Source organism: Zestomonas insulae (genome assembly GCF_016901015.1).
In the GTDB taxonomy this organism is placed as follows: domain Bacteria; phylum Pseudomonadota; class Gammaproteobacteria; order Pseudomonadales; family Pseudomonadaceae; genus Aquipseudomonas; species Aquipseudomonas insulae.
Genome location: NZ_JAFEUP010000001.1, coordinates 238,457 through 260,643, shown reverse-complemented (window position 1 = coordinate 260,643; position 22,187 = coordinate 238,457). Strand labels below are relative to the sequence as shown.

Annotated in this window: 19 protein-coding genes; 17 read left to right on the top strand and 2 right to left on the bottom strand. The window is 66.5% G+C overall.

Annotation, left to right across the window (positions count from 1 at the left end; genetic code table 11):
* The first annotated feature begins 236 nt into the window (after positions 1-236).
* From JQX08_RS01280 to JQX08_RS01265, 4 genes are read left to right on the top strand one after another with little or no spacing between them, the layout of a single operon-like run.
* Entirely contained in the window at positions 237-1,061 is an 825-nt protein-coding gene (locus JQX08_RS01280; RefSeq protein ID WP_204914147.1) for an aspartate/glutamate racemase family protein, read from the top strand.
* Positions 1,058-2,428, top strand: coding sequence for an FAD-dependent oxidoreductase (locus JQX08_RS01275; protein ID WP_204914145.1), 1,371 nt, complete (start codon positions 1,058-1,060; stop codon positions 2,426-2,428). The genes JQX08_RS01280 and JQX08_RS01275 overlap by 4 nt, the downstream gene beginning before the upstream one ends.
* 9 nt (positions 2,429-2,437) lie before the next feature.
* Entirely contained in the window at positions 2,438-3,223 is a 786-nt protein-coding gene (locus JQX08_RS01270; protein WP_204914143.1) for an electron transfer flavoprotein subunit beta/FixA family protein, read from the top strand.
* Entirely contained in the window at positions 3,220-4,188 is a 969-nt protein-coding gene (locus JQX08_RS01265) for an electron transfer flavoprotein subunit alpha/FixB family protein (RefSeq protein WP_204914142.1), read from the top strand. Before JQX08_RS01270 ends, JQX08_RS01265 begins: the two co-directional genes overlap by 4 nt.
* A gap of 119 nt (positions 4,189-4,307) precedes the next feature.
* Here the strand turns inward: JQX08_RS01265 and JQX08_RS01260 are convergent, their stop codons facing one another.
* A complete protein-coding gene (locus JQX08_RS01260) occupies positions 4,308-5,258 on the bottom strand; it encodes a LysR family transcriptional regulator (RefSeq protein ID WP_204914141.1) in 951 nt (316 codons plus the stop codon).
* A 99-nt stretch (positions 5,259-5,357) separates the two neighbouring features.
* Here JQX08_RS01260 and JQX08_RS01255 point away from each other — a divergent pair, with 99 nt between their 5' ends.
* The 3 genes from JQX08_RS01255 to JQX08_RS01245 are packed head-to-tail and all read left to right on the top strand — an operon-like array spanning position 5,358 to position 8,140.
* Positions 5,358-6,809, top strand: a complete 1,452-nt coding sequence (locus JQX08_RS01255; protein WP_204914140.1) for an FAD-dependent oxidoreductase — start codon at positions 5,358-5,360, stop codon at positions 6,807-6,809.
* A gap of 1 nt (position 6,810) precedes the next feature.
* Positions 6,811-7,542 (top strand): SDR family NAD(P)-dependent oxidoreductase, encoded by a 732-nt coding sequence (locus JQX08_RS01250; protein ID WP_204914139.1) that lies wholly within the window; start codon positions 6,811-6,813, stop codon positions 7,540-7,542.
* A 22-nt stretch (positions 7,543-7,564) separates the two neighbouring features.
* Positions 7,565-8,140, top strand: coding sequence for a cysteine hydrolase family protein (locus JQX08_RS01245; RefSeq protein ID WP_204914138.1), 576 nt, complete (start codon positions 7,565-7,567; stop codon positions 8,138-8,140).
* A gap of 119 nt (positions 8,141-8,259) precedes the next feature.
* Here JQX08_RS01245 and JQX08_RS01240 read toward each other — a convergent pair whose 3' ends face one another.
* Positions 8,260-10,095, bottom strand: coding sequence for a sigma-54-dependent Fis family transcriptional regulator (locus JQX08_RS01240; protein ID WP_204914137.1), 1,836 nt, complete (start codon positions 10,093-10,095; stop codon positions 8,260-8,262).
* A gap of 417 nt (positions 10,096-10,512) precedes the next feature.
* Here JQX08_RS01240 and JQX08_RS01235 point away from each other — a divergent pair, with 417 nt between their 5' ends.
* From JQX08_RS01235 to JQX08_RS01190, 10 genes are all read left to right on the top strand, one after another.
* Positions 10,513-11,403, top strand: a complete 891-nt coding sequence (locus JQX08_RS01235) for a VOC family protein (RefSeq protein ID WP_204914136.1) — start codon at positions 10,513-10,515, stop codon at positions 11,401-11,403.
* A 111-nt stretch (positions 11,404-11,514) separates the two neighbouring features.
* A complete protein-coding gene (locus tag JQX08_RS01230; RefSeq protein ID WP_346727564.1) occupies positions 11,515-12,012 on the top strand; it encodes a flavin reductase family protein in 498 nt (165 codons plus the stop codon).
* Positions 12,013-12,050: 38 nt separating this feature from the next.
* Complete coding sequence (locus JQX08_RS01225) at positions 12,051-13,235, top strand: acyl-CoA dehydrogenase family protein (RefSeq protein ID WP_204914133.1); 1,185 nt, start codon at positions 12,051-12,053, stop codon at positions 13,233-13,235.
* Between the two features lie 85 nt (positions 13,236-13,320).
* Positions 13,321-14,988 (top strand): DUF1302 domain-containing protein, encoded by a 1,668-nt coding sequence (locus JQX08_RS01220; RefSeq protein ID WP_239481946.1) that lies wholly within the window; start codon positions 13,321-13,323, stop codon positions 14,986-14,988.
* 11 nt (positions 14,989-14,999) lie between these two features.
* Positions 15,000-16,370, top strand: a complete 1,371-nt coding sequence (locus JQX08_RS01215) for a DUF1329 domain-containing protein (protein ID WP_204914132.1) — start codon at positions 15,000-15,002, stop codon at positions 16,368-16,370.
* A gap of 58 nt (positions 16,371-16,428) precedes the next feature.
* Positions 16,429-17,505 (top strand): YCF48-related protein, encoded by a 1,077-nt coding sequence (locus JQX08_RS01210; protein ID WP_204914131.1) that lies wholly within the window; start codon positions 16,429-16,431, stop codon positions 17,503-17,505.
* 23 nt (positions 17,506-17,528) lie between these two features.
* Complete coding sequence (locus JQX08_RS01205) at positions 17,529-19,955, top strand: efflux RND transporter permease subunit (protein WP_204914130.1); 2,427 nt, start codon at positions 17,529-17,531, stop codon at positions 19,953-19,955.
* Complete coding sequence (locus JQX08_RS01200; protein WP_204914129.1) at positions 19,952-20,389, top strand: GlcG/HbpS family heme-binding protein; 438 nt, start codon at positions 19,952-19,954, stop codon at positions 20,387-20,389. The genes JQX08_RS01205 and JQX08_RS01200 overlap by 4 nt, the downstream gene beginning before the upstream one ends.
* 48 nt (positions 20,390-20,437) lie before the next feature.
* Complete coding sequence (dmpE, locus tag JQX08_RS01195) at positions 20,438-21,214, top strand: 2-oxopent-4-enoate hydratase (protein ID WP_239481984.1); 777 nt, start codon at positions 20,438-20,440, stop codon at positions 21,212-21,214.
* 20 nt (positions 21,215-21,234) lie between these two features.
* Entirely contained in the window at positions 21,235-22,179 is a 945-nt protein-coding gene (locus tag JQX08_RS01190; protein ID WP_204914126.1) for an acetaldehyde dehydrogenase (acetylating), read from the top strand.
* Positions 22,180-22,187 lie beyond the last annotated feature (8 nt).

Sequence of the window (22,187 nt, the reverse complement as noted above, 5' to 3'; positions counted from 1 at the left end):
TCATTTCTGGCAATTACATCCTTCTGCTCCGGCTATAGAGCTCCGTGCCGGAGTTGAGGTCATTGCGCGTCGATAACTCCACCCCATCTTGCAGCTTTGCTGAAAAGCCCCTTTAGCCCTTCTGCCTCCTCAGTGTTGCGCTGCTCTACCGATAATCCTCGCCATCGGGGCTGACCGAGTTCGGTCGGGCCTGTCCGTTCACCGGTGATCAGCTTCACCGCGATCAGAGGACCGACATGAGCATTCGCATCTGGCACCAGAGCTTCACCGTATTGAGCGACCTCGGCGTGTATGACGAGGCGTTGCGCGCGCACTTTCGCAAGGTCGCGCGCCCCGATACGGAAATTCATATGCACGGCATGCAGCCGGGCACTTATCGCAGCAACTATCCGGGTGACGACATCAAGCACTCCGCGTTGCAGTACTTGCATGGCCTGCAGTTCATGGCCGCGGGGCTGAATGCCGAGGCGCAGGGCTTCGATGCCTACGCGATCAGCACGCTGCCGGAGCCGGGGCTGCGCGATATCCGCAGCCTGCTGGACATCCCGGTGGTCGGTTACGGCGAGTCGGCGATGCTTACCGCGTGCATGCTCGGACGGCGTTTCGGCGTGCTGGTATTCATCGACGAATTGGCCGAACTGGTCCACGACAACGCCGCGCGTCATGGCCTGGCCGAGCGTCTGGCCGGGGTGCGGCATGTCGGTTTCCGCTTTGCCGATGTGCTCGCCGCCTTCGCCGACCCCGCCGCGCTGATCGAGCGTTTCCGTACAGCCGCCCGGGCGCTGATCGCGGACGGCGCGGAAGTGATCATCCCCGGCGAGGCGCCGCTCAACGTGTTGCTTGCCACGCATGGCATCAGCGAGGTGGACGGCGTGCCGGTTCTCGATTCGTTGGGCGCCTGGATTAAACAGGCCGAGGCGCTGGTCGATTTGCGCCGCGCCAACGGCACCCGTAGCTGCGATCGCGGCTATTTCTCCGCGCGGCCGGATGGCGCGCGCGTACGGGAAATCTTCGCCTTCTATGGCCTGGATCGTTTTCTGCAGCAAGGGGAAGCCGCATGAGTGCCGTCGGCTGTGATTTGCTGGTGATCGGTGGTGGGCTAGCCGGCTTCGCTGCCGCGTTGAGTGCCGCCGAGGCCGGTCTGCAGGTGGTAGTGCTGGAGAAAACCGCGCAGACCGGCGGCTCCTCGGCGATGAGCGGCGGGTGCCTGGCGTTCGCCGGCACCGACCTGCAGCGCGCCCATGGCATCGAGGACTCCGCGCAACTACTGTTCGACGACCTGGTCCAGGTCGGCAAGGGCGAGTGCGACGAGGCGCTGGTGCGTCTTTACACCGATCATCAATTGGCCACTTACGAATGGCTGCGCGGCCTCGGCGTGCAGTTCTCCACCGTGATCGAGGCTGCGTCCGGGCAATCGCTACCGCGGGTCCACAATGTTGATCCGGCGGACATGGTGCGCCAGTTGGAGCAGGCGGCACGGGCCACCGGCAAGGTCACAGTGCACCTCGCCACCCGGGCGCGCCGCCTGTTGCGCGATGTGCAGGGCCGAGTGCACGGCGTAAGTGCCGAGCAGGCAGGTCATCTGGTCGAGTTCCATGCGCACCGTGCGGTGCTGCTGGCGAGTGGCGGTTTCGTGCAGGATCGCGCGCTGATCCACCGCTTTGTGCCGCAGTACGACAACGCGGTATTCATCGGCGGTGAAGGCAACGAGGGCGATGGCCTGCGTATGGCCTGGGCGCTGGGTGCCGACGTGCGCGACTTGCCCTACATCAAGGGCACCTTCGGCAAGCACCCGATGGACGAACACAACCATCATGCCTGCCTCGCGGTGTACAAGGGCGCCATCGCGGTTAATCAGGCCGGCCGGCGTTTCGTCGATGAGTCGCTGTCCTACAAGCTACTCGGCGATGCAGTGATGGCCCAGGAGTACGGGGTCGCCTACCAGATCCTCGACCAGGACATCATGGACAGCGGCGACAACCAGGTGCGCATCCTCGACTTCAGCCGGCGCCTGGAGGAGGGCCTGTTCGTCGAGGCCGACAGCCTGGAGCAGCTGGCGCGGCTTATCGAGGTGCCGGAGAACGTGTTGCGCGCCGAAGTGCAGGCTTACAACGCTGCAGTGTGCGCCGGAACGGAGCCGGAGTTCGGGCGCCGCCATCTGGTTCACCAGCACGGTGCGTTGCGGCCCATCGAACGCGGCCCGTTCTACGCCTATCCCTCTACTGCGGCGGTGTTCGGTACCTATTGCGGGTTGGTGGTCGACACCGAGTTGCGCGTGCACGACGTGTTCGGCGTGCCAATCGAAGGCCTGCTGGCGGCGGGCGAGATGCTCGGTGGCTTCCATGGCGCGGCTTACATGACCGGTTCGGCGCTGGGTAAGGCTGCGGTGTTCGGCCGTCTCGCGGCGGCCACCGCCGCCAGTCGCTGAGGAGGTGCGATGAACATTCTGGTTCTGCTCGCCGGGGTCGCGGATATTCGCTTCCCCTTGCATCCCCTGAGCCTGGCGGATGGTCGGATTGAGGAGGGCGGCAACGCCCGCCGGCTGCTCAGTCCGTTCGACGAGGCGGCGCTGGAGCTGGCCCTCAAGCTGCGTGATGCGCGGCCCGATACGCGCATCGAGGTGCTGGTGCTCGGCGGCGCCAACGCGGAGAACCTGCTGCGCGCAGTGGCGGCGTTTCGTCCCGATGCGCTGCGGCGTCTCGACCTGTTCCCGGCCTGCCCGTGGGACGCGTCGATGACCGCCCAACAGATCGCCACACTGCTCGCCACCCAGGGTACGGCGCCTGATCTGCTGCTCATCGGCCGCGAGTTCGGTGACCTCGACGAAGGCAGCCTGCCTGTCCGCTTGGCCAGTCAGCTCGGCCATCCGCTGTTTGCCCTGGCGCAGCACGCCGAATGGGCGGGCGAGCAAGTGCGGCTGTTGCGCGAGCGGGGCGCGCGCGAGGAGTGGCTGGTTCTCGAGGCTCCGCTGCTGGCCAGCGTGACCAACGACAAGCGCAACAAGCTGCGCCACCCGTTGATGAAGAACGTCATGGAGGCCAAGCGCATGAGTTTCGACGCCGTCGGTGCGCCGGCGCCGGCATCGACCACGCTGGCCCTGAGCGAGCTGATGCCAGCGCGGGCCAGTGAGCGTGGCGGCGACTGCCGGTTGCTGGCTGGTACGCCGGCGCAACAGGCCAAGGAGCTGCTCGTCTGGCTGACTGAACAAGGAGTGGTCGCATGAGCGCACTGTTGGCGGTGATACCGCAGGCCTGGGGCGATGAGGCGTTGGACGCGACGTTGGCCGCGGCGCAGGGGCTGGCCGATGAACACGGCGGCTTCAGCGTGCTGCTGCTCGGCGCCGAGGTGCCGGTGGAGGCGCGCCAGCGCGCCGCGCAAGCCGGCGCACGGCAGGTGTGGAAGGTTACCCACGCGGGGCTGGCCGGCAGCGACGATCCGCTCCTGATGGCCGCCGCCGCCGCTGAGGCGTTGCCGGCGCTGCCAGCCTTCGCCGCCGGGGTGCCGCTGGTGCTGCTGCCGCCGGGGCCGTTGGGCGAGGAGCTGGCGGCACGACTGGCGGCGAGCCTACGCGGCCGCGCGCTCGGTCGTTGTCTGGCGCTGCGTCGTGACGGCACCGCACTGGTCGCCGAGCGTGCTGCCTGGGGCGGGCGCATGCGTGTCAGTCTGCGGGTGACCACCGGCCCGGCATTCGCCTGTCTGCGTGCTGGTCGGCCCAGTCTGACCGCGCAGGGCGAGCCGGCGTTGCACAGTCTCGAGCTGCGCGGCACGTTGCCGACCGCGCTGCATCTGGACATCCGCGACAGCGCGCAACGCCTGCCGCCACTGGATGGCGCGCGCTTGGTGGTTTCCGGTGGGCGCGGCGTCAACGAACACGGCTTCGCTTTGCTCGAGGAACTGGCTGTGGCGCTTGGTGGCACCCTCGGCGGGAGCCTGCCAGCGGTGGACGCCGGCATGGTTCCGGTGATGCGCCAGGTTGGCGTGTCCGGCAAGTTCGTCAGCCCGCAGGTGTACCTGGCGGTGGGCATTTCCGGCACGCCGCAGCATCTCGCCGGGATCAGCACCGACAGTCAGATCCTGGCGATCAACAAGGATGCTAGCGCCGATATCTTCAAAGTCGCCAGTCTGGGCGTGGTAGCCGCCTGGGAAGAGGTGTTGCCGGCGTTGCTCGCCGAGCTGCAGCAGGCTTAATTGCGATTAGTGCAGGCGGGGCGTCCGCGTCCCCGTTCTCGCAAAGCCGGTCGGCAATCCCGACCGGCTTTTTTTTCGCCTGGGCGCCGAGCACGAGCGGCGCTCCGCAACGTCCCCGTTTACGCCTTGCTGCGTCGGCCTTGGCGCAGCGCCACGCTGGCCTCGGCCGGCGGGCGGCGCTGGGCGTCGAGGGTGGCCAGCATGAAGTCGATGAAGGCGCGGGTGCGCGGGGCGACGAAGCGGGCCTTCGGCGTCACCGTGTAGAAGCTACGCCCGCCGGTGCGCCAGTCGGGAAACAGCTCGACCAACTGGCCGCTGGAGAGCAGGGCGTTGACGAACACGTCGAGCACGTAGATGAAGCCCTGGTCGGCCAGTGCGGCCTGGATCAGCGCATCGGTGCCGTTGAAGTGCAGGCTGCCGCGCGGACTCAGCATGTGCTCCTGCTCGCCGCGCTGGAACGACCAGTCCGCCGGGGTGTAGCGGCCCGGGCCGAACAGGCCGAGACACTGCGCCGGGTCGAGCTGCGCGGGTTCGGTCGGCGTGCCCAGGCGGGCGAGCAGGGCGGGGGTGGCGCAGGCGACGTAGTGCGCCTGGTACAGCGGGCGGGCGACCAGATCGGCGTCGTTCACCGAGTCGATGCGAATCGCCACATCGGTGCCGCTGGCGATCAGGTCGCTGGCCTGGTCGGTGAGGCGCAGGGCCACCGACAGGCCGGGGTGCTGCGCGGTGAAGGCGGGCAGCGCCGGGCTTATCAGCGCACGCGCGAACGCCGCTGGCGACTCGATGCACAGCTGTCCGGCGATCTCGCCCTTCTTCTCGCGCACCGCGCCTTCCGCTTCCTCGATCTGCCGCAGCAGCAGCACGCACTGCTCGAAGTAGCCCTCGCCCTCGTCGGTCAGACGTAGCGAGCGGGTGTTGCGCGACAGCAGGGTGACGCCCAGGTAGTTCTCCAGGTTGCGCACGCTGGAGGTGACCGTGGCGTTGGCGATGTCCAACGACTCGGCGGCGCGGCTAAAGCTGCCGCATTCGACTACCCGCACGAACACCTGCATGGCCCAGAGTCTGTCCATCCGGTTCTTCACCTTTTCCTAAAAGCCCATTAGCCGTGCCTCGCTCGAACCCGCCGGGAGGCGCGCCCATAGTACCAGTCACCAAGGGAGGCACTGACAATGGCTGAATTGAACTTCGATCTGGTGGTAGTGGGTTGTGGCGTCGCTGGCATGTCCGCGGCGGTGGCAGGTGCCGAACGCGGCTTGCGCGTGGCGGTGCTGGAACGTGCGACGCGCGAGGAACGCGGCGGGCAGAGTCGCTTCACCGAGGCGTACCTGCGCATGAAAAGCCACGAGGAGGTGACCGACGATTTCGACACCTTCCTCGCCGAGCACTCCGGTTACTACCAGGACCCCGATTTCGTCGCTGAGAGCCTGCGCGAGCGTAGTGCCTGGTCGGCACAGGCGCGGGCCGCGGCGGCGATCGACAGCAGCGTGATCGGCACCTTTGCCGCCTGCGTGCCGGAGACCATCGACTGGCTGAAAGGCAATGGCGTGAAGTTCGACTTCCTGCCTACTCAGTTCCTCACCAGCACCCAGCCGCGCCTGCTGCCGGTCGGTGGTGGCGAGGCGATCGTCGAGACGCTGGCGGCGCGCGCCGAGGCGCTCGGTGCGCAGTTCTTCTACGAGACCACCGCGCGCACGCTGATCACCGATGGCCTCGACACGGTGACAGGGTTGCGCGCGCTGTCCCGCGAGAGCGGCGAGCTGCAATTCCACGGCGCGGTGGTACTGGCCTCGGGCGGATTCGAGGGCAACGCGGAGATGCTCAGTCGCTACCTAGGCCCGCGCTCGGTGTTCCTCCGTCCGGTGTGCAAGGGCGCCTATTACAACCGGGGCGAGGGCATCCAGATGGCCCTCGACATCGGTGCTGCGGCGGCTGGTGAGTACGGCAGCTATCACGCCGAGCCGGTCGATCCGCGCTCGGGGATTTCCGAGCCGTCGATCTTCATTTTTCCCTATGGTGTGCTGGTCAACCAGCAGGGCCTGCGCTTCACCGACGAGGCGCCCGGCACCGTGGATGCCTGGTATGAGCGGGTTACCCGGCAGATCTACCTGCAGAGCGAGGGTATCGCCTGGGTAGTTCTCGACCAGAGGGTCAAGGACATCCCCAACTACCGTTTGGGCATTCGCACCGATCAGCCGGCTGTCGAGGCGGCGAGTCTCGCCGAGCTGGCCGGCAAAATCGGCGTACCGGAGACCGCCCTGGAAGATAGCGTGGCGCGCTACAACGCCGCCTGCCGGCCAGGCGAGTACCGCCCGCTGCAACTTGACGGGCTGGCCACCGAAGGCCTGCAGCCGCCGAAGAGCAACTGGGCGCTGCCGCTTGAGCGCGGTCCGTTCATGGCCTACCCGATCATCTCCGCCAACGTATTCACCTTCGGTGGACTCAAGGTCGACGAGCAGGCGCAAGTGGTCAACAGCGACGGCCAGCCGATCGCCAACCTGTACGCCGCTGGCGAGACCGTCGGGCTGTACTTTGGCAACTACGCCGGTGGCACCTCGGTGCTCAAGGGCCTGGTGTTCGGACGTCTGGCCGGGCACGCCGTTGCCGCCGGACGGGGCCGCTGAGATGGGCGTTGCAGTGGTGACCGGTGCTGGTGGGGCGATCGGCCGCGCGGTCTGCCGGCAGCTCGCTGGTGAGGGCTACGAAGTCGCCGCGCTGGACCTCACCGAGCCACCCAAGCTGGGCAAGCGCATGCATTTTTACGCCTGCGACGTGGCCTCGCGCACTGCGGTGCGCGGCGTGGTCGAGGACATCGAGGAGCGCCTCGGCGAGATCAGCGCGCTGGTCAACGTCGCCGGCATCGTCTCCAGGGGCAGCGCGCTGGCGCTGACCGGTGCGGAGCTCGAGCGGGTCATGCGAGTCAATGTGCAGGGCACTCTAGTGCCCTGCCAGGTGGTGGGCCAACTGCTTGCCGAGCGCCAGCAGGGCGCCATCGTCAACATCGGTTCGGTGGTCGGCAAAAACGGCGGCAACGCGCGCCCCTGGCTGGACGCCAGCGAGCAGGCCAATGCCGGCAACGTCGCCTACGGCATGTCCAAGGCGGCGGTGCATACCCTGACGCTGTTCCTCGCCAAGGAGCTGGCGGCGCGCAACGTACGGGTCAACTGCGTGGCGCCCGGGCCGATCGCCACCGACATGACCACGAGCTTTCCCGACAACCTGCGCACGCTGATTCCGCTTGGCCGCATGGGTCGCGCCGAGGACGTCGCGGCGGCGGTGAGCTTCCTGCTTTCGGACAAGGCCGGGTTCATCTCCGGCGAAATTCTCGACATCAACGGCGCACTCTGGTGCGACTGATCTACCTCAAGGAAACCCAACGATGAAAAGCATCTATCTGGTTCTCGACATGCAGAACGACTTGGTCCACGCGGACGGCGCTAGCGGCAAGGGCCCGCTCGGCGAGCAGGTGCGCGCGCGCAACGTGATCGAGCGCACTGCCGCGGCGATCGCCAAGGCTCGCGCCCAGGGCATCCCGGTCGCCTATGTGCGGGTGGCGTTCTCCGACGATCACCGTGAGGCCAACCCTAACTCCCAGGTGTTCGGCCCGATCGCCAAAAACGGCATCCTCAAGGCCGACGCTTGGGGTGGCCAGGTGCACGAGGCGTTGGCGCCACAGGCTGGCGAGTGGGACATCGTCAAGCACCGCGTCTCGCCGTTCTACGCCACCCGCCTGGAAGTCCTGTTGCGCCGTGAAGGTATCGAGCGCATCTACTGCAGTGGTGTGAGCACCCAGGCGGTGGTCCAAGCCACCGTGCGCGACGCCCATGACCGCGACTTCGACGTGGTGGTCCTCGAGGATTGCTGCGCCTCGCCATCCGAGCAGGAGCATCTGAACTCGATGGGCAGCATCGCGCGATTCTGCAGCAGCGTGAATTCGGAAGCGGCGTTCGCCTGATTTCCCGCCGGGCGTCCCCAGACGCCCGCTCCGCGCTTTCTCAGCGCCGGCACCGCCCCGTGGTGTCGGCGTTTTTTTGTCCGGTCGCTCGTCCCCGCGTCCCGGTCAGGCACCCTTGGTCAGGCACCCTCGTTCTGCATCTTCTTCAAGCGGTAGTCGAGCTGCGCGCGGCTCAGGCCGAGTAGGGTCGCCGCTTTGGAGATGTTGCCCTCGCTGAGCTGCATGGCCACCTCGATATACACCTCTTCGATCTCGCTGAGGCGGACCGGCCCACGCTGCAGCGCGCGCTGCGCCACGTTGAGCAACTGGTCGCGGCTGGCGTGCTCCTGCTGCGCCAGGCCGACACCGGGGGTGGCGTCCGGCAGGCGGATTCCGATGCTCGGGCTGGCGTCCCAGCCCATGGTGCCGATGCGCTCGAGCTGGCCACTCAGCGCGTCGAGGCCGGACAGGTGGCGGATGTCCAGGGCATCGCCGTCATCGGCGAGGATTACTGCGCGCTCGATGACGTTCTCGAATTCGCGGATGTTACCGGGCCAGTGGTAGTCGAGGATCACCTGCAGAGCGCGTGGGGTGATGCCCTTGAGCTGGCGGCCATGCAGGGCGCTGAGCTTGCGCAGGAAGGTGTCCAGCAGCAGCGGCAGGTCGTCCTTGCGCTCGCGCAGCGGGGCGATGGTCACCGGGAACACGTTTAGCCGGTAGAACAGGTCGCTGCGGAAATTGCCGGCCTTCACCGCCTTGGCCAGGTCTTCGTTGGTCGCGGCGATCACCCGTACATCGACCTTGATGGTCTTGTTGCTGCCCAGGCGTTCCAGGTCGCCGCTCTGCAGGACGCGCAGCAGCTTGCCCTGGGCGGTCATGCTGAGGGTCGCCACTTCATCGAGGAAGATGGTGCCGCCATGGGCGATCTCGAAGCGGCCCGGGCGTGCCTCGGTGGCGCCGGAATAGGCGCCGCGCTGCACGCCGAACAGTTCCGACTCGATCAGCTGCTCGGGAATCGCCGCGCAGTTGATCTCGATGAACGGCGCGTCGGCGCGGTGGCTGTTGGCGTGCACCTCGTGGGCGAACATGGTCTTGCCGACACCGCTCTCGCCGAGCAGCAGCACGGTGGCGTTGGTACCGGCGACGCGGAGAATCTTGTGCAGCGCGGTGTGATAGGCCGCGGAGCCACCTACTGGCCGGTCGAGGTCGGCCGGCAGCGGCGGTTGGCCGCCGAGGCCGAAGGGCGCCGGCTGCACCTTGGCGACGCGGCGCAACGGTGGCTGCGGTGGGGTGCGGCGATGGTCGGCGGCGCGTGGTTGGAAGTACTTGAGGTCTTCCTCGGCGTCCTCCCAATCCTCCAGCGGACGCGCGATCACCCGGCAGTGCTCATGGCCGCAGGCCTGGCACTCGACTTCGCGAACCAGGAAGCGGCGGCCCATCAGGCGGGTCAGGAAGCCCGAGCTGTAGCCGACTTCCATCCAGCAGATCGGATCGGTGCTGGTGCCGTTGGTGGTGATATGCGCCTCGCTCTCCACCGAGTGCTTCCAGGTGAATTCGCCGTGCAGGTAGCCCTTGGACGGGTCGACCTCGATGAACACCGGGGCTACCTCGACAATGCCGGAGAGGGCATGCAGCTGGCCGCCGGCGGCGAGAATCTCCAGCTCGTTGCCGGTGCCGCGTGCCTGGATCGCCAGGTCGGCGTCGCGCTGGCCGGTCAGGTAGCCGATGCGGGTGAGTAGGCCGCGGGTGAACTCCACGCCGTTGCTTTCCAGCAGCTCCTGGCGAAGGCTGGTGAAGGCCTCGACATGCAGCAACATCATGCGCTTGTCGCCCAGCCAGATCAGGCCTTCCTTCGGGTTGAAGTACAGGCGGTCGGTGAGGTCCTGCATATCGGGGAAACGCAGGTCGGTAATGATGTTGATGCCGTGCCCGGGGCGCGGCGCGCCCTGGGGCGCATCGCCGTGTGGAAGCGTCATGTGTTGGGCCTTGTCGATCTTGTTGTAATTGTGAGATCGGAAACCGATGCCAACTATGTGCCAGAAACCCCGCAGCAGAGCTAGTGCGAGGACGCAGACCGCCGTAGCGGGGCTATCCGTCGAGTGGGTGGTGCGCAGGGGCCGGGCAGATGGAGATCGACGAGCGGTGAGTTGCGAGCCGCTTCACGAAAATCCATTCATGAATTTCACCATGTTTTGAAAATTCTGAAATTCCTACTTTCGACGAATGGTTGGTAGTGGTACGGGTTTTGTGGCTGTTTTGTGCTCTAACTAATTGTTTCTAAAGGATTAATTATTTATTGCTGGCGCGAGTGAGAAGCTGGCACAGCGCTTGCCATTGTCACCTCAAGGTCGCCGTTCACCTGGCGACAGAACAACAACAAGAGGTACGCACAAGTGGCTGAGATTCACTCCCTGGCTTACGTCGGACTCGGTGTAAGCGATCTCGAGCGGTGGCACTGGTTCGCCACCCACATCCTCGGCATGCAGGTCAGCAAACGCGATGAGCACGGTATCAGCCTGCGCATGGACGAGTACTGCCAGCGCTTCTTCCTCGAGCAGAATCCGATCGACGACCTGCTGGTGGCCGGCTGGCAACTGCGCACCGCCGCCGAGCTGGAAAGCTACGTTGCCGAGCTGCGCGACAAGGGCGTCCCGGTCGAGGCGCTGAGCGACGATCTGTTGCGTCGGCGCATGGTCGAGAAAGCCTACAGCTGCCAGGACCCCAACGGCTTTACCCACGAATTCTTCTTCGGTCATACGGTGGCCGAGCTGGCCGACAGCTTCCGCTCGCCGGTGCTGCGCGGTGGCTTCGTCACCGGCGACCTCGGCATCGGCCACATCCTGCCGTTCGCCAAGAACGGCCCGCAGACCGTGGCCTTCTACCGCGACGTGCTCAAGCTGCGCGTCAGCGACTACATCCGCGAGGAAATTCACCCCGGCGTGCTGGTCGATGCGACCTTCTTCCACACCGCCACCGGCCGTCACCACTCGATCGCCACCGCTCAGGCGCCGACGCCGAAAGTGCTCAACCATTTCATGGTCCAGGTCGAGCAGATGGACGACGTCGGCCTGGCCTACGACCGCGCAGTCAAGGCCGGAATTCCGATCGTCCTCGAGCTGGGCCACCACCCGAACGACAAGACCTTCTCCTTCTACGCGCAGACCCCCTCGGGCTTCAACTTCGAGATGGGCTGGGGCGGCATCGTCATCGACGACGCCAACTGGGAAGTGCGCGCCTACAGCGAGATGAGCGACTGGGGCCACAAGCGCAACGTCGTCCTCTGAGGCGTCGTCGCGCGGCCTTGCCGCCAGCCTGAATCGGGCCGCCGCGCCCACCACATCGTGAGGGTTCCAACGATGCTCAATGCCGTTCAAAGCAACGGCACGGCTACGGTCGTGCCTGAAATTGTTGCCACCGCCGACTTCTGCAAGGCGATGCGCCAGCTCGCCGGGGCCTGCGTGGTGATCGCCAGTGCCGATGAGCGCGAGCGCGCCGGGCTGACCGCCACCGCGGTCTGCTCGATCACCGCCGATCCGCCACGCCTGCTGATCTGCGTGAACCGCAACGTGCGCGCCAACGAAGTCATCAAGCGCGCCGGTGCCTTCAGCATCAACGTCCTCGCCGCCGACCAGGAGGCGGTCGCCAAACGCTTCGCCGGGATGCTCGAGGGCGTGTTTGGCGAGGCGCGTTTCGCCGACGGCGCGTGGCAGACCGGTGCTACCGGCGTGCCGCTGCTCGGCGATGCGCTGGTCGGCTTCGAGTGCCGCCTGGTCGAGCTGATTCCCGCCAGCACCCACGACATGTTCATCGGCGAAGTGGTCGGCCTCGCCGGCCAGCAGGGCGCCTCCGGCCCGCTGGTGTACTTCAACAGCCAGTTCGCCGCACTCAAGTGATCCGCCGCAGACAACAAGAAACCCCAGAGAGAATCGAGATGAACGATATCGCCAAGACCCCGTCCACCGTGCCCAGCGAAGCCGAGCTGATTCGCCGCGCCCGCGAACTGATTCCGATGCTGCGCGACAAGGCCGCGTCGGTGGAACAGAACCGCATGGTGTCCGCCGAGACCATCGCCACCTTCGTCCAGGCCGGCTTCTTCAAGATCCTCCAGCCCAAGCGTTTCGGCGGCTGGGAGATGAACCCGGCAGTGTTCTACAAGGTGCTGATGGAGTTGGGGCGCGGCTGCTGCAGCAGCGCCTGGAACATGATGATCCTCGGCATCCACAACTGGGAATTCGGCTCGATGCCGGAGCAGGCCGGCCTGGATGTGTGGGGCGACAACGACGCGACCATCATCGCTTCGTCCTACCCTCCGTTCGGCAAGGTCGAGGAGGTCGAGGGCGGCTACCAGATCAGTGGCACCTGGAAGACCTCCAGTGGCTGCAACCACGGCCAGTGGGCGTTCCTTGGCGGCCTGCGCCGCGATGCCAAGGGGCAGGTCATCGATCGCCTGTCGATGCTGGTGCCGAGTTCGGCGTGGGTCATCGAGGACGACTGGCACGTGTTCGGCCTGGCCGGCACTGGCAGCAAGAGCCTGGTGATCAAGGAAGCATTCGTGCCGTACCACCGCGCGCACAGCCTGATCGACTACAAACAGTCCGAACGCGGCGACATGTACCTGTACCCGTTCAACCAGGTGTTCTTCGGTTCAGTCTCGGCGGTGATCGTCGGCATGGCCCAGGGCGGGGTGGACGAGTACATCGCGCAGATGTCGGTGCGCACCGATACCACCGGCGGCAATCCGGCCGCGCTCAGCCCTTACGTCAAGGATCGCCTGGGCAACGCGGTCAACCGCGTGCGCACCGCGCGTGCCCGTCTGCTGCAGATGATGGCGGAGACCACCGAGTACGTGGAGCGCCGCGAGTTGGTGCCGACCCACGATCGCGTGCACCACATGCTCGATATCGCCCGTGTCGGCCGCGAGTGCGAGGAGGCGGTGATGCTGCTGTTCAAGGCCACCTCGGCGCGCGGCATCTACCTCAGCAACCCGCTGCAGCGAATCCTCCGCGACGTGATCGCCGCGGCCAACCACATCACCCAGAACGCCGACGACACCGCCGGCATGCTTGGCGGCTACCTGCTTGGTCAGCCGCTGCCACCGATGGTCTTCGAACTCTGAGGTGTCGCTGTGCCGCGCCCGGCAACGGGTGCGGATCCTGTCACAACAACAAAAAAGACGGCTACGACCGTCACGAGGTTTCCACATGCACAACTCCTCCCTACATCGCGACGGGGCGCCGCTGCGCGCACTGTTCCAGCTCTCTGCCCTGGTCGCCGCGATGGCGGCCGGCTCCGCCCAGGCCTTCCAGTTCGAGACCGGCGACCAGGACCTGTCGGTGCGCTGGGACAACACCGTCAAGTACAGCAACGCGATCCGCATGAAAGACCGCCACGACAAGCTGGTGGCCGACCCGACCCTGGATGACGGCGACCGCAACTTCGATCGCGGCAGCCTGGTGTCCAACCGCCTCGACCTGTTCTCCGAATTCGACGTGTCCTACAAGGGCACCGGTGCGCGGGTCAGCGGCGCGGCCTGGTACGACGACGTGTACAACCGCAAGAACGACAACGACTCGCCGGACACCGCCAACTCGGTGAGCGTTGACCACGACCACTTCACCGACGACACCCGCGAGCTGCACGGTCGCGACGCCGAGTTCCGCGATGCCTTCGTCTACACCAACTTCGACCTCGGCGAGAGCATGTGGGGCGTGGCGCGGCTCGGCCAGCACTCGCTGGTTTACGGCGAAAGCCTGTTCTTCGGCGGCAACGCCATCGCCGCCGGCCAGCAGCCGATCGACGCAGTGCGCGCGTTGCAGGTGCCAAACTCGCAATTCAAGGAGCTCGGCCTGCCGGTCAAGCAGTTCTCCACCCAGCTGCAGCTGACTCCGACCGTGTCGGTCGGCGGCTATTACCAGTTCGAGTGGCAGCGCACGCGTATCCCGGCGGCGGGCAGCTACTTCAGCCCGGCCGACCTGCTCGACGAAGGCGGCGAGCGCATCGTGGTCGCCACTGCACCCGGCCTCGGCCCGGTCGCCTCGTTCTACCGCGCTGGCGACATCGAGGCACGCGACTCCGGGCAGTGGGGCGTGCAGCTGCGCTACCGCTCCGAAGCGCTGGACACCGACTTCGGTCTGTACGCGATCAACTACCACGACAAGAACTTCCAGGTGCAGGTGCGCCCGGGCTTCGGCATCGGCGCCGATTCGGCGGCGGACAAGATCGGTGAATACAGCCTGGTGTTCCCCGAGGACATCCGCGCCTACGGCTTCAGCGCCACCCGCGGCATCGGTGACGCCAACGTCGCGTTCGAGACGTCGATTCGCGACAACGCGCCGCTGGTCAGCCTGACCATGGTCGACCTCACCGGCACCGGCGACAACGATCACAACCCGCTGTACGCGGTGGGCAAGACCGCCCACGCGCAGATCAACACCATCTACGTGATGCCGACCTCGAGCCTCTGGGACGGCGCCAGCCTGCTCGCCGAACTGGCCTGGAACCGCACCCTCAGCGTCGACAAGAACGCCAACAACCTCGACCCCAATAACACCCGCGACGCCACCGCGATGCGTGTGGCCTTCATTCCGCAGTACTTCCAGGTGTTCGACGGCATCGACCTGTCGGTGCCGATGGGCTTCAGCTACGGCATCGACGGTCGCTCCTCGGCGGTGGGCGGTTTCAGCCAGGCGAAAGGCGGTGACTACAACATCGGCCTCTCCGCGGACTACCTCAAGGAGGTCACGTTCACCCTGGCTTACAACGGTTTCTACGGGCCTTCGGCGCCGATCAACATCGGCGGCATCAAGACCTACAAGCAGACCAACGCCGACCGCGACTTCATCTCCTTCAGCGTCTCCCACACCTTCTAAGAGTGTTCGCCATGCACAACAACAAGATCGCTCAATTGCTGGCCTGCGTGTCCCTCTCCATGGCCGTGTCGACCGCCCACGCGGCAGTCAGCGCGGCTGAGGCCGAGGCGCTGAAAAGCAGCCTGACCCCCCTCGGCGCCGAGCGCGCCGGCAACGCAGACGGCAGCATCCCAGCCTGGACCGGCGGCTACACCGAGGTGCCGGCCGGCTTCCAGCAGGGCCACCGCAACGTCGACCCGTTCCAGGCCGACAAGCCGCTGTACAGCGTGACCGCCGCCAACATGGCGCAGTACGCCGACAAGCTCACCGACGGCGTCAAGCAGCTGCTCAAGGACAACCCGCAGACCTTCAAACTCGACGTTTATCCGACCCGGCGCACCGCGGCGGCGCCGCAGTGGATCTACGACAACACCTTCAAGAACGCCACCCAGGCCAGCCTCGAAGGTGACGGTCTGGTGGTCAAGGGCGCCTACGGCGGCGCGCCATTCCCGATTCCGAAGAGCGGCATCGAGGTGGTGTGGAACCACCAGACCCTGTGGCGCGGCGAGGCGACCCACACCAAGTACAAGGTGTGGACCACCACCGCCGACGGCCAGCGCGTGCTCGCCACCGCGGCCATCGACGAAGGCCAATACCCCTACTACTACAAGGAGCTGAGCGCCGAGACGGCGAGCAGCCCGAACTACATGCTGGCCATCCAGCTCACCTACGCGCCGGCCTTCCGCGCCGGCGAGGCGCTGATGGTGCACAACGTCACTGACTACGTGAAAGGCCGCACACTCTGGCAGTACCTGGCCGGCCAGCGCCGCGTGCGCCGCGCGCCGAGCATCAACTTCGATACACCGAACACCGTCGCCTCGGGGGTCAACTTCGTCGACGAGACCTTCGGTGGCGCGGGCTCGCCGGAACGCTACGACTGGAAGCTGCTCGGCAAGAAGGAAATGCTGATTCCCTACAACAACAACGCGCTTCTCGCCCACGGCGACGAGGACGTCATGGCCCAGCGTCACGTCAAACCCGAGTTCATGCGCTGGGAGCTGCACCGCGTCTGGGTGGTCGAAGCGACCCTCAAGGCCGGCAAGCGACATGCGGTGCCCAAGCGCATGTTCTATTACGACGAGGACAACTGGGGTAACGCCAGCATCGACGGCTGGGACGCCGAGGGCACCCTGTGGCGCACCGCGCTGACCACTCCGTTCGCCGCGCCGGACATCCCGGCCACCGTGAACTACTGCACCGGCTTCTTCCACGACCACCGCACCAAGGCGTGGATCTACAACTGCGCCCTGGGCGATGCCGGCAACGAGCAGTACCAGATCGTCGAGCGGCGTCGCGAGAGCTTCTTCTCGCCGGAGTCGCTGACCAAGATGAGCGCACGTTGATGGTCCCGGTGGCCCGCTCCCGCTGGGGGCGGGCCGCCCGTCTTACCGGAGGTTTACGGTGAATAACAAGAATCATGGCCTGGCCTGCGTGTTGGCCCTCGGCCTGTTCGGCTGGGTGGCGCAAGCCAGTTTTGCGACAGGCGGCCCGAGCGGCCGCGAAGTCGCCGATACCTTGCAGCAGAAGGCCGCGCTCAGCGCGCTGGCGCCACGCTCGGCGCTCAACGCCATCGCCCAGGCGGGCGAGCGCCTGGTGGTCGCCGGCGTGCGCGGCCACATCCTTTATTCCGACGACCAGGGTGGGCACTGGAGGCAGGCCAACGTGCCGGTTTCGGTGAGCCTCACCGGGTTGTGCTTTGCCGACGCCAGCCACGGCTGGGCGGTCGGCCATCGCGGCGTGATCCTCAAGACCGCCGATGGCGGGCAGAGCTGGAGCCGCCAGCTGGATGGCTTCCGTGCCGCCCAGGCGATCCTCGACGCGCATCGCGACGATCCTGAACGTGCCGACGAGGCGCGTCGGCTGGTCGACGAGGGCGCCGACAAACCGTTCCTTGCCGTGCAGTGCCTCGGTGGCGAGCGCGTGCTGGCGGTCGGCGCCTACGGCCTGGCGTTCAGCAGCGAGGACGGCGGCGCGCACTGGCAGCCGGCGCGCGAACTGCAGGACGGCAGCGACTCGCGCCATCTCAATGCAGTGGAGCGCCTCGACGGGCAACTGTTCCTCGCCGGCGAACTCGGCGGGCTGATGCGCATCGGCAGCGACCTGCACGATTTCGTGCGCCTCGACGAGCCCTACGACGGCAGCTTCTTCGGCCTGATCGCCAGCCTGCGCGGCTCGCTGTTCGCCTTCGGCCTGCGCGGCCACCTGTTCCGCTCCGCCGACCAGGGCGCCAGCTGGCAGCCGATTGAGTTGGCCACCAGCAAGAGCCTCACCGCCGGCACCCGCCTGAGCGATGGCGGCCTGCTGCTCGCCGACGAGTCCGGGCGCGGCTGGCTCAGTCGCGACGACGGTCAGACGTTCAGTGCGGTCAGCCCCGAACAACGCTTCCCGTTGGTTGCCCTGCTGGCCACCGCCGACGGCGGCAGCCTGGCGGTCGGCAGCAACGGCATCACCCGCTTCCCGCCGAGCGCGCTGCGCTGAGCATGTAGAGAAGGTTACTGACTATGGCTATCAGCTCATCCGACGGCTTCGCCGCCATCGCGTCCCTGGCGGACTTCGACAAGTACTCCGGCAACCGCCTCGAGCGGCTGCTGTTCAACCACCGCGCGCTGGTGATCGGCCTGTGCCTGCTGCTGACCCTGCTGCTCGGCGTCGCTGCCAGCGGCGTGCGGCTAAACGCCAGCTTCCTGAAGACGATTCCGGCGCACCATCCGTTCACCCTCAAGTACCTGGAGCATGCCAAGGACCTCAAGGGCGCCGGCAATGCGCTGCGCATCGCCGTGGCGCTGCCCGAGGGCGCTGAGGGTGACATCTTCGCCGCCGAGTACATGGAAACGCTGCGGCAGATCAACGACGACCTGTACCTGGTGCCGGGCGTCGACCGCGCCTTCATGCGTTCGCTGTGGACCCCGGCGACCCGCTGGCAGGGCGTGACCGAGGACGGCTTCGACGGCGGCCCGGTGGTCCCCGACGGTTTCGACGGCAGCGCCGAGAGCCTCGACAGCCTACGTGCCAACGTCGAGCGCTCAGGGGAGATCGGCCAACTGGTGGCCCGCGACCTGCGCTCGACCATCATCTACCTGCCGCTGCTCGACCTCGATCCGAAGACCGGTCAGCCACTCGACTACAAGACGCTCTCCGATGCGCTGGAGCGCCTGCGTGACAAGTACCAGGCGCAACAGGTCGAGATCCACATCATCGGCTTCGCCAAGGTCATGGGTGATCTGATCGAAGGGCTGTACGCGGTGCTGGCGTTCTTCGCCGCCGCGGTGCTGATCACCTCGGCGGTGCTCTACCAGTTCACCCGCTGCTGGCGCAGCACCCTGGTCGTGCAGGGTTGCACCCTGGTCGGCGTGACCTGGCTGCTCGGCCTGCTGCCGCTGCTCGGTTATGAGCTCAATCCCTACTCGATCCTGGTGCCGTTCCTGGTCTACGCCATCGGCGTCAGCCATGGCGCGCAGAAGATGAACGGCATCATGCAGGACGTCGGGCGCGGCACCCACAAGCTGATCGCCGCGCGCTACACCTTCCGCCGCCTGTTCGCTGCCGGCATGACCGCGCTGCTTGCCGACGTGGTCGGCTTCGCCGTGCTGACCATCGTCGATGTGCCGGTGATCCAGGAGTTGGCGATCATCGCCAGCCTGGGCGTGGCAATCCTGGTGTTCACCAACCTGGCGCTGCTGCCGATCATGCTGTCGTTCACCGGCGTGTCGCACGGCGCCGCGGCGCGCAGCCTGCGCCAGGATGTGGTCGAGGAGGGCGCCCGGCCGCCGTTGCTGGTCGGTCTGCTGGCGCGCTTCACTCAGCCGAAGGCGGCCGCGCTGGCCATCGTCGTGGCGCTGGGCATCGCCGCCGGCGCGTTGCTGGTGAGCAAGCAACTGAAGGTCGGCGACCTCGACCCGGGCGCACCGGAGCTGCGTGCCGACTCGCGCTACAACCGCGACAACCAGTTCATCATCGAGCACTACCAGGCGAGCAGCGACGTATTCGTGATCATGGTCGAGACGCCACCCGGGCAGTGCGTCGACTACGGCACGCTGCGCAAGGTCGAAGAACTCGAATGGCGCTTGCGCCAGTTGCCGGGGGTGGAAACCACCAGTTCGATCGCCGGGCTGGCGCGCAAGATCAACGTCGGCATGAACGAAGGCAACTTCAAGTGGGACGAGTTGCTGCCCAACCAGGCGATGATCAACGCCGCGGCCATGCGCTCGCCGCGTGAGCTGTTCAACGGCACCTGCGACCTGCTGTCGATCTACGCCTTCCTCAAGGATCACAAGGCCGACACCCTGGATGCGGTGGTGCACACCACCGAGCACTTCGCCCACGCCTACAACGACGAGCGGGCCACCTTCGTCATGGCCGCCGGCAATGCCGGCATCGAGAGCGCCACCAACATCGTGGTGAAGACCGCCAACGGCCACATGCTGCTGGGCGTCTACCTGGCGGTGACGCTGCTCTGCTTCATTGCCTTCCGCTCGTGGCGTGCAGTGCTCTGCGCGGTGCTGCCGCTGATCCTCACCTCGCTGCTCGCCGAGGCGCTGATGGTCCAGCTGGACATGGGCCTCAAGGTCGCGACCTTGCCGGTGGTGGCGCTCGGGGTCGGCATCGGCGTCGACTACGCGCTGTACATCCTAAGCGTCACGCTGTTCTGGCTACGCCGCGGTGCCAGCTTGGCCGACGCCTACCGGCAGGCGCTGCAGTTCACCGGACGGGTGGTGGTGTTCACCGGCCTGACCCTGTCACTTGGTGTGGTCACCTGGGTGTTCTCGCCGATCAAGTTCCAGGCCGACATGGGCGTGCTGCTGACCTTCATGTTCCTCTGCAACATGCTGGTCGCGCTGGTCCTGGTGCCGGCCCTGGCCTGCTACCTGTTGTCCCCCTCGAAATCCGCCGCCGAGCCGGCTACCTGTGCCCGGGAGGCCTCGGCATGAGCGAACAACCCCTCGAAACCCTGAGCGAGCCGCTCACCCAGGCGCTCGCCCAACGCGCGGTGGAAGCCGCGCTGCGCCAGGCCGACAGCCACGGCTGGCGGGTCAGCGTCGCAGTGCTCGACGGTGGCGGCCACCTGCTGGCGTTCGGCCGGGCGGTCGGCGCTGCGCTGCACACCATCGAGATCGCCCAGGACAAGGCGATGACGGCAGTGTCATTCGGCATGCCCACCGATGAGGTCGGCGAGCGCCTGCGCGATGCCCCGGAGCACGTGCGCCTGTGCCTGATGTTGCGGCCGCGCCTGGTGCCGATGGGCGGTGCCTTGCCGCTGCGCATCGGCGAACGGCTGGTCGGCGCCATCGGCGTGTCCGGCGCCAGCGAGGAGCAGGACTGCGAGTGCGCAACCGCCGGCTACCGCGCGATCGTCCCCGCCTGAATCGAATTTTTCGCCATGCATTGGCAGGAGTACTGAAACGTGAATGACCTGAACCTAATCGAGCGGCTCGGTGACGAACTGTTCGTCGCCCTCGACACCGCAACACCACTCGACCCGCTGACCAGCCGCCACCCGGAGCTGACCCTCGAAGAGGCCTACGCCATCCAGCAGCACCTGATTGCCCGCCGCCTGGCGCGCGGCGAGCGGATCATCGGCAAGAAGATCGGCGTCACCAGCCAGGCGGTGATGGACATGCTTGGCGTCGGCCAGCCGGACTTCGGCCAACTCACCGACGCCATGGTGGTCGAGCAGGGCGCCGCGGTGCCGATCGGCACGCTGATCCAGCCCAAGGCCGAGGGTGAGATTGCCTTCGTGCTCAAGCATGACCTGGCCGGCCCCGGCATCACGGTTGCCGATGTGCTGCGCGCCACCGAAGGGGTGATGGCCTGCTTCGAGATCGTCGACTCACGCATCCGCAACTGGAAGATCCAGATCCAGGACACCGTGGCGGACAACGCCTCATGCGGCGTGTTCGTGCTCGGCGATCGGCTGGTCGACCCGCGCCAGCTCGACCTCACCACCACCGGCATGGTGCTGGAGAAGAACGGCAAGGTGGTTGGCACCGGTGCGGGCGCAGCGAGCATGGGCTCGCCGGCGATTGCCGTGGCCTGGCTGGCCAATACCCTCGGCCGCCTGGGCATGCGCCTCAAGGCGGGCGAAGTGATCCTCTCCGGCGCGCTGTCGGCCATGGTGCCGGTGGTGGCCGGTGACAACCTGCGGGTGAGCATCGCCGGGATCGGCGGCTGCTCGGTGCGCTTCGTCTGAACTCGCGGAGAACCTATCCCATGAGCAAGAAACTCAAAGTCGCCATCATCGGCTCCGGCAACATCGGCACCGACCTGATGATCAAGATTCTCCGCAATGCCAAGCACCTGGAAATGGCTGCGATGGTTGGCATCGATCCGGAGTCCGACGGTCTGGCGCGCGCAGCACGACTGGGTGTGGCCACCACCCATGAAGGCGCCGAGGGCCTGACCCGCCTGCCGATCTTCTCCGAGATCGACTTCGTCTTCGATGCTACCTCCGCCGCCGCTCACGTGAAGAACGACGCCTTGTTGCGGGGCCACAAGCCCAGTCTTCGTCTGATCGACCTGACCCCGGCCGCCATCGGTCCGTATTGCGTGCCGGTGGTCAACCTCGAGCAGCACCTGCAGGCACCGAACGTCAACATGGTCACCTGCGGTGGCCAGGCGACCATTCCCATGGTCGCGGCGGTATCGCGGGTGGCGAAAGTCCATTACGCCGAGATCATCGCGTCCATTGCCTCGAAATCCGCCGGTCCCGGCACCCGCGCCAACATCGACGAGTTCACCGAGACCACCTCGAAGGCCATCGAAGTGATTGGCGGCGCAGCCAAGGGCAAGGCGATCATCATCATGAACCCGGCCGAGCCGCCGCTGATGATGCGCGACACGGTGTTCGTGCTCAGCGAAGCCGCCGACCAAGCCAAGGTCGAAGCCTCGATCGTGGAGATGGCCGCCGCGGTGCAGGCCTATGTGCCCGGCTACCGGCTCAAGCAGAAAGTGCAGTTCGACGAGGTGCATGACTTGCACATTCCCGGCCACGGCCAGTTCTCCGGGCTGAAGACCTCGGTGTTCCTCGAAGTCGAAGGCGCCGCCCACTACCTGCCGGCCTACGCCGGCAACCTCGACATCATGACCTCCGCCGCGCTGGCCACCGCCGAGCGCATGGCTCAGTCGATCCTGAACAACGCGATGAGCAACGGCTGAGGAGCGCG

Excerpts from the sequence above, each read along its gene's own strand:
- JQX08_RS01280 (WP_204914147.1), top strand. The coding sequence starts at position 237 with ATGAGCATTCGCATCTGGCACCAGAGCTTCACCGTATTGAGCGACCTC.
- JQX08_RS01275 (WP_204914145.1), top strand. The coding sequence starts at position 1,058 with ATGAGTGCCGTCGGCTGTGATTTGCTGGTGATCGGTGGTGGGCTAGCC.
- JQX08_RS01270 (WP_204914143.1), top strand. The coding sequence starts at position 2,438 with ATGAACATTCTGGTTCTGCTCGCCGGGGTCGCGGATATTCGCTTCCCC.
- JQX08_RS01265 (WP_204914142.1), top strand. The coding sequence starts at position 3,220 with ATGAGCGCACTGTTGGCGGTGATACCGCAGGCCTGGGGCGATGAGGCG.
- JQX08_RS01260 (WP_204914141.1), bottom strand. The coding sequence starts at position 5,258 with ATGGACAGACTCTGGGCCATGCAGGTGTTCGTGCGGGTAGTCGAATGC.
- JQX08_RS01255 (WP_204914140.1), top strand. The coding sequence starts at position 5,358 with ATGGCTGAATTGAACTTCGATCTGGTGGTAGTGGGTTGTGGCGTCGCT.
- JQX08_RS01250 (WP_204914139.1), top strand. The coding sequence starts at position 6,811 with ATGGGCGTTGCAGTGGTGACCGGTGCTGGTGGGGCGATCGGCCGCGCG.
- JQX08_RS01245 (WP_204914138.1), top strand. The coding sequence starts at position 7,565 with ATGAAAAGCATCTATCTGGTTCTCGACATGCAGAACGACTTGGTCCAC.
- JQX08_RS01240 (WP_204914137.1), bottom strand. The coding sequence starts at position 10,095 with ATGACGCTTCCACACGGCGATGCGCCCCAGGGCGCGCCGCGCCCCGGG.
- JQX08_RS01225 (WP_204914133.1), top strand. The coding sequence starts at position 12,051 with ATGAACGATATCGCCAAGACCCCGTCCACCGTGCCCAGCGAAGCCGAG.
- JQX08_RS01220 (WP_239481946.1), top strand. The coding sequence starts at position 13,321 with ATGCACAACTCCTCCCTACATCGCGACGGGGCGCCGCTGCGCGCACTG.
- JQX08_RS01215 (WP_204914132.1), top strand. The coding sequence starts at position 15,000 with ATGCACAACAACAAGATCGCTCAATTGCTGGCCTGCGTGTCCCTCTCC.
- JQX08_RS01205 (WP_204914130.1), top strand. The coding sequence starts at position 17,529 with ATGGCTATCAGCTCATCCGACGGCTTCGCCGCCATCGCGTCCCTGGCG.
- JQX08_RS01200 (WP_204914129.1), top strand. The coding sequence starts at position 19,952 with ATGAGCGAACAACCCCTCGAAACCCTGAGCGAGCCGCTCACCCAGGCG.
- JQX08_RS01190 (WP_204914126.1), top strand. The coding sequence starts at position 21,235 with ATGAGCAAGAAACTCAAAGTCGCCATCATCGGCTCCGGCAACATCGGC.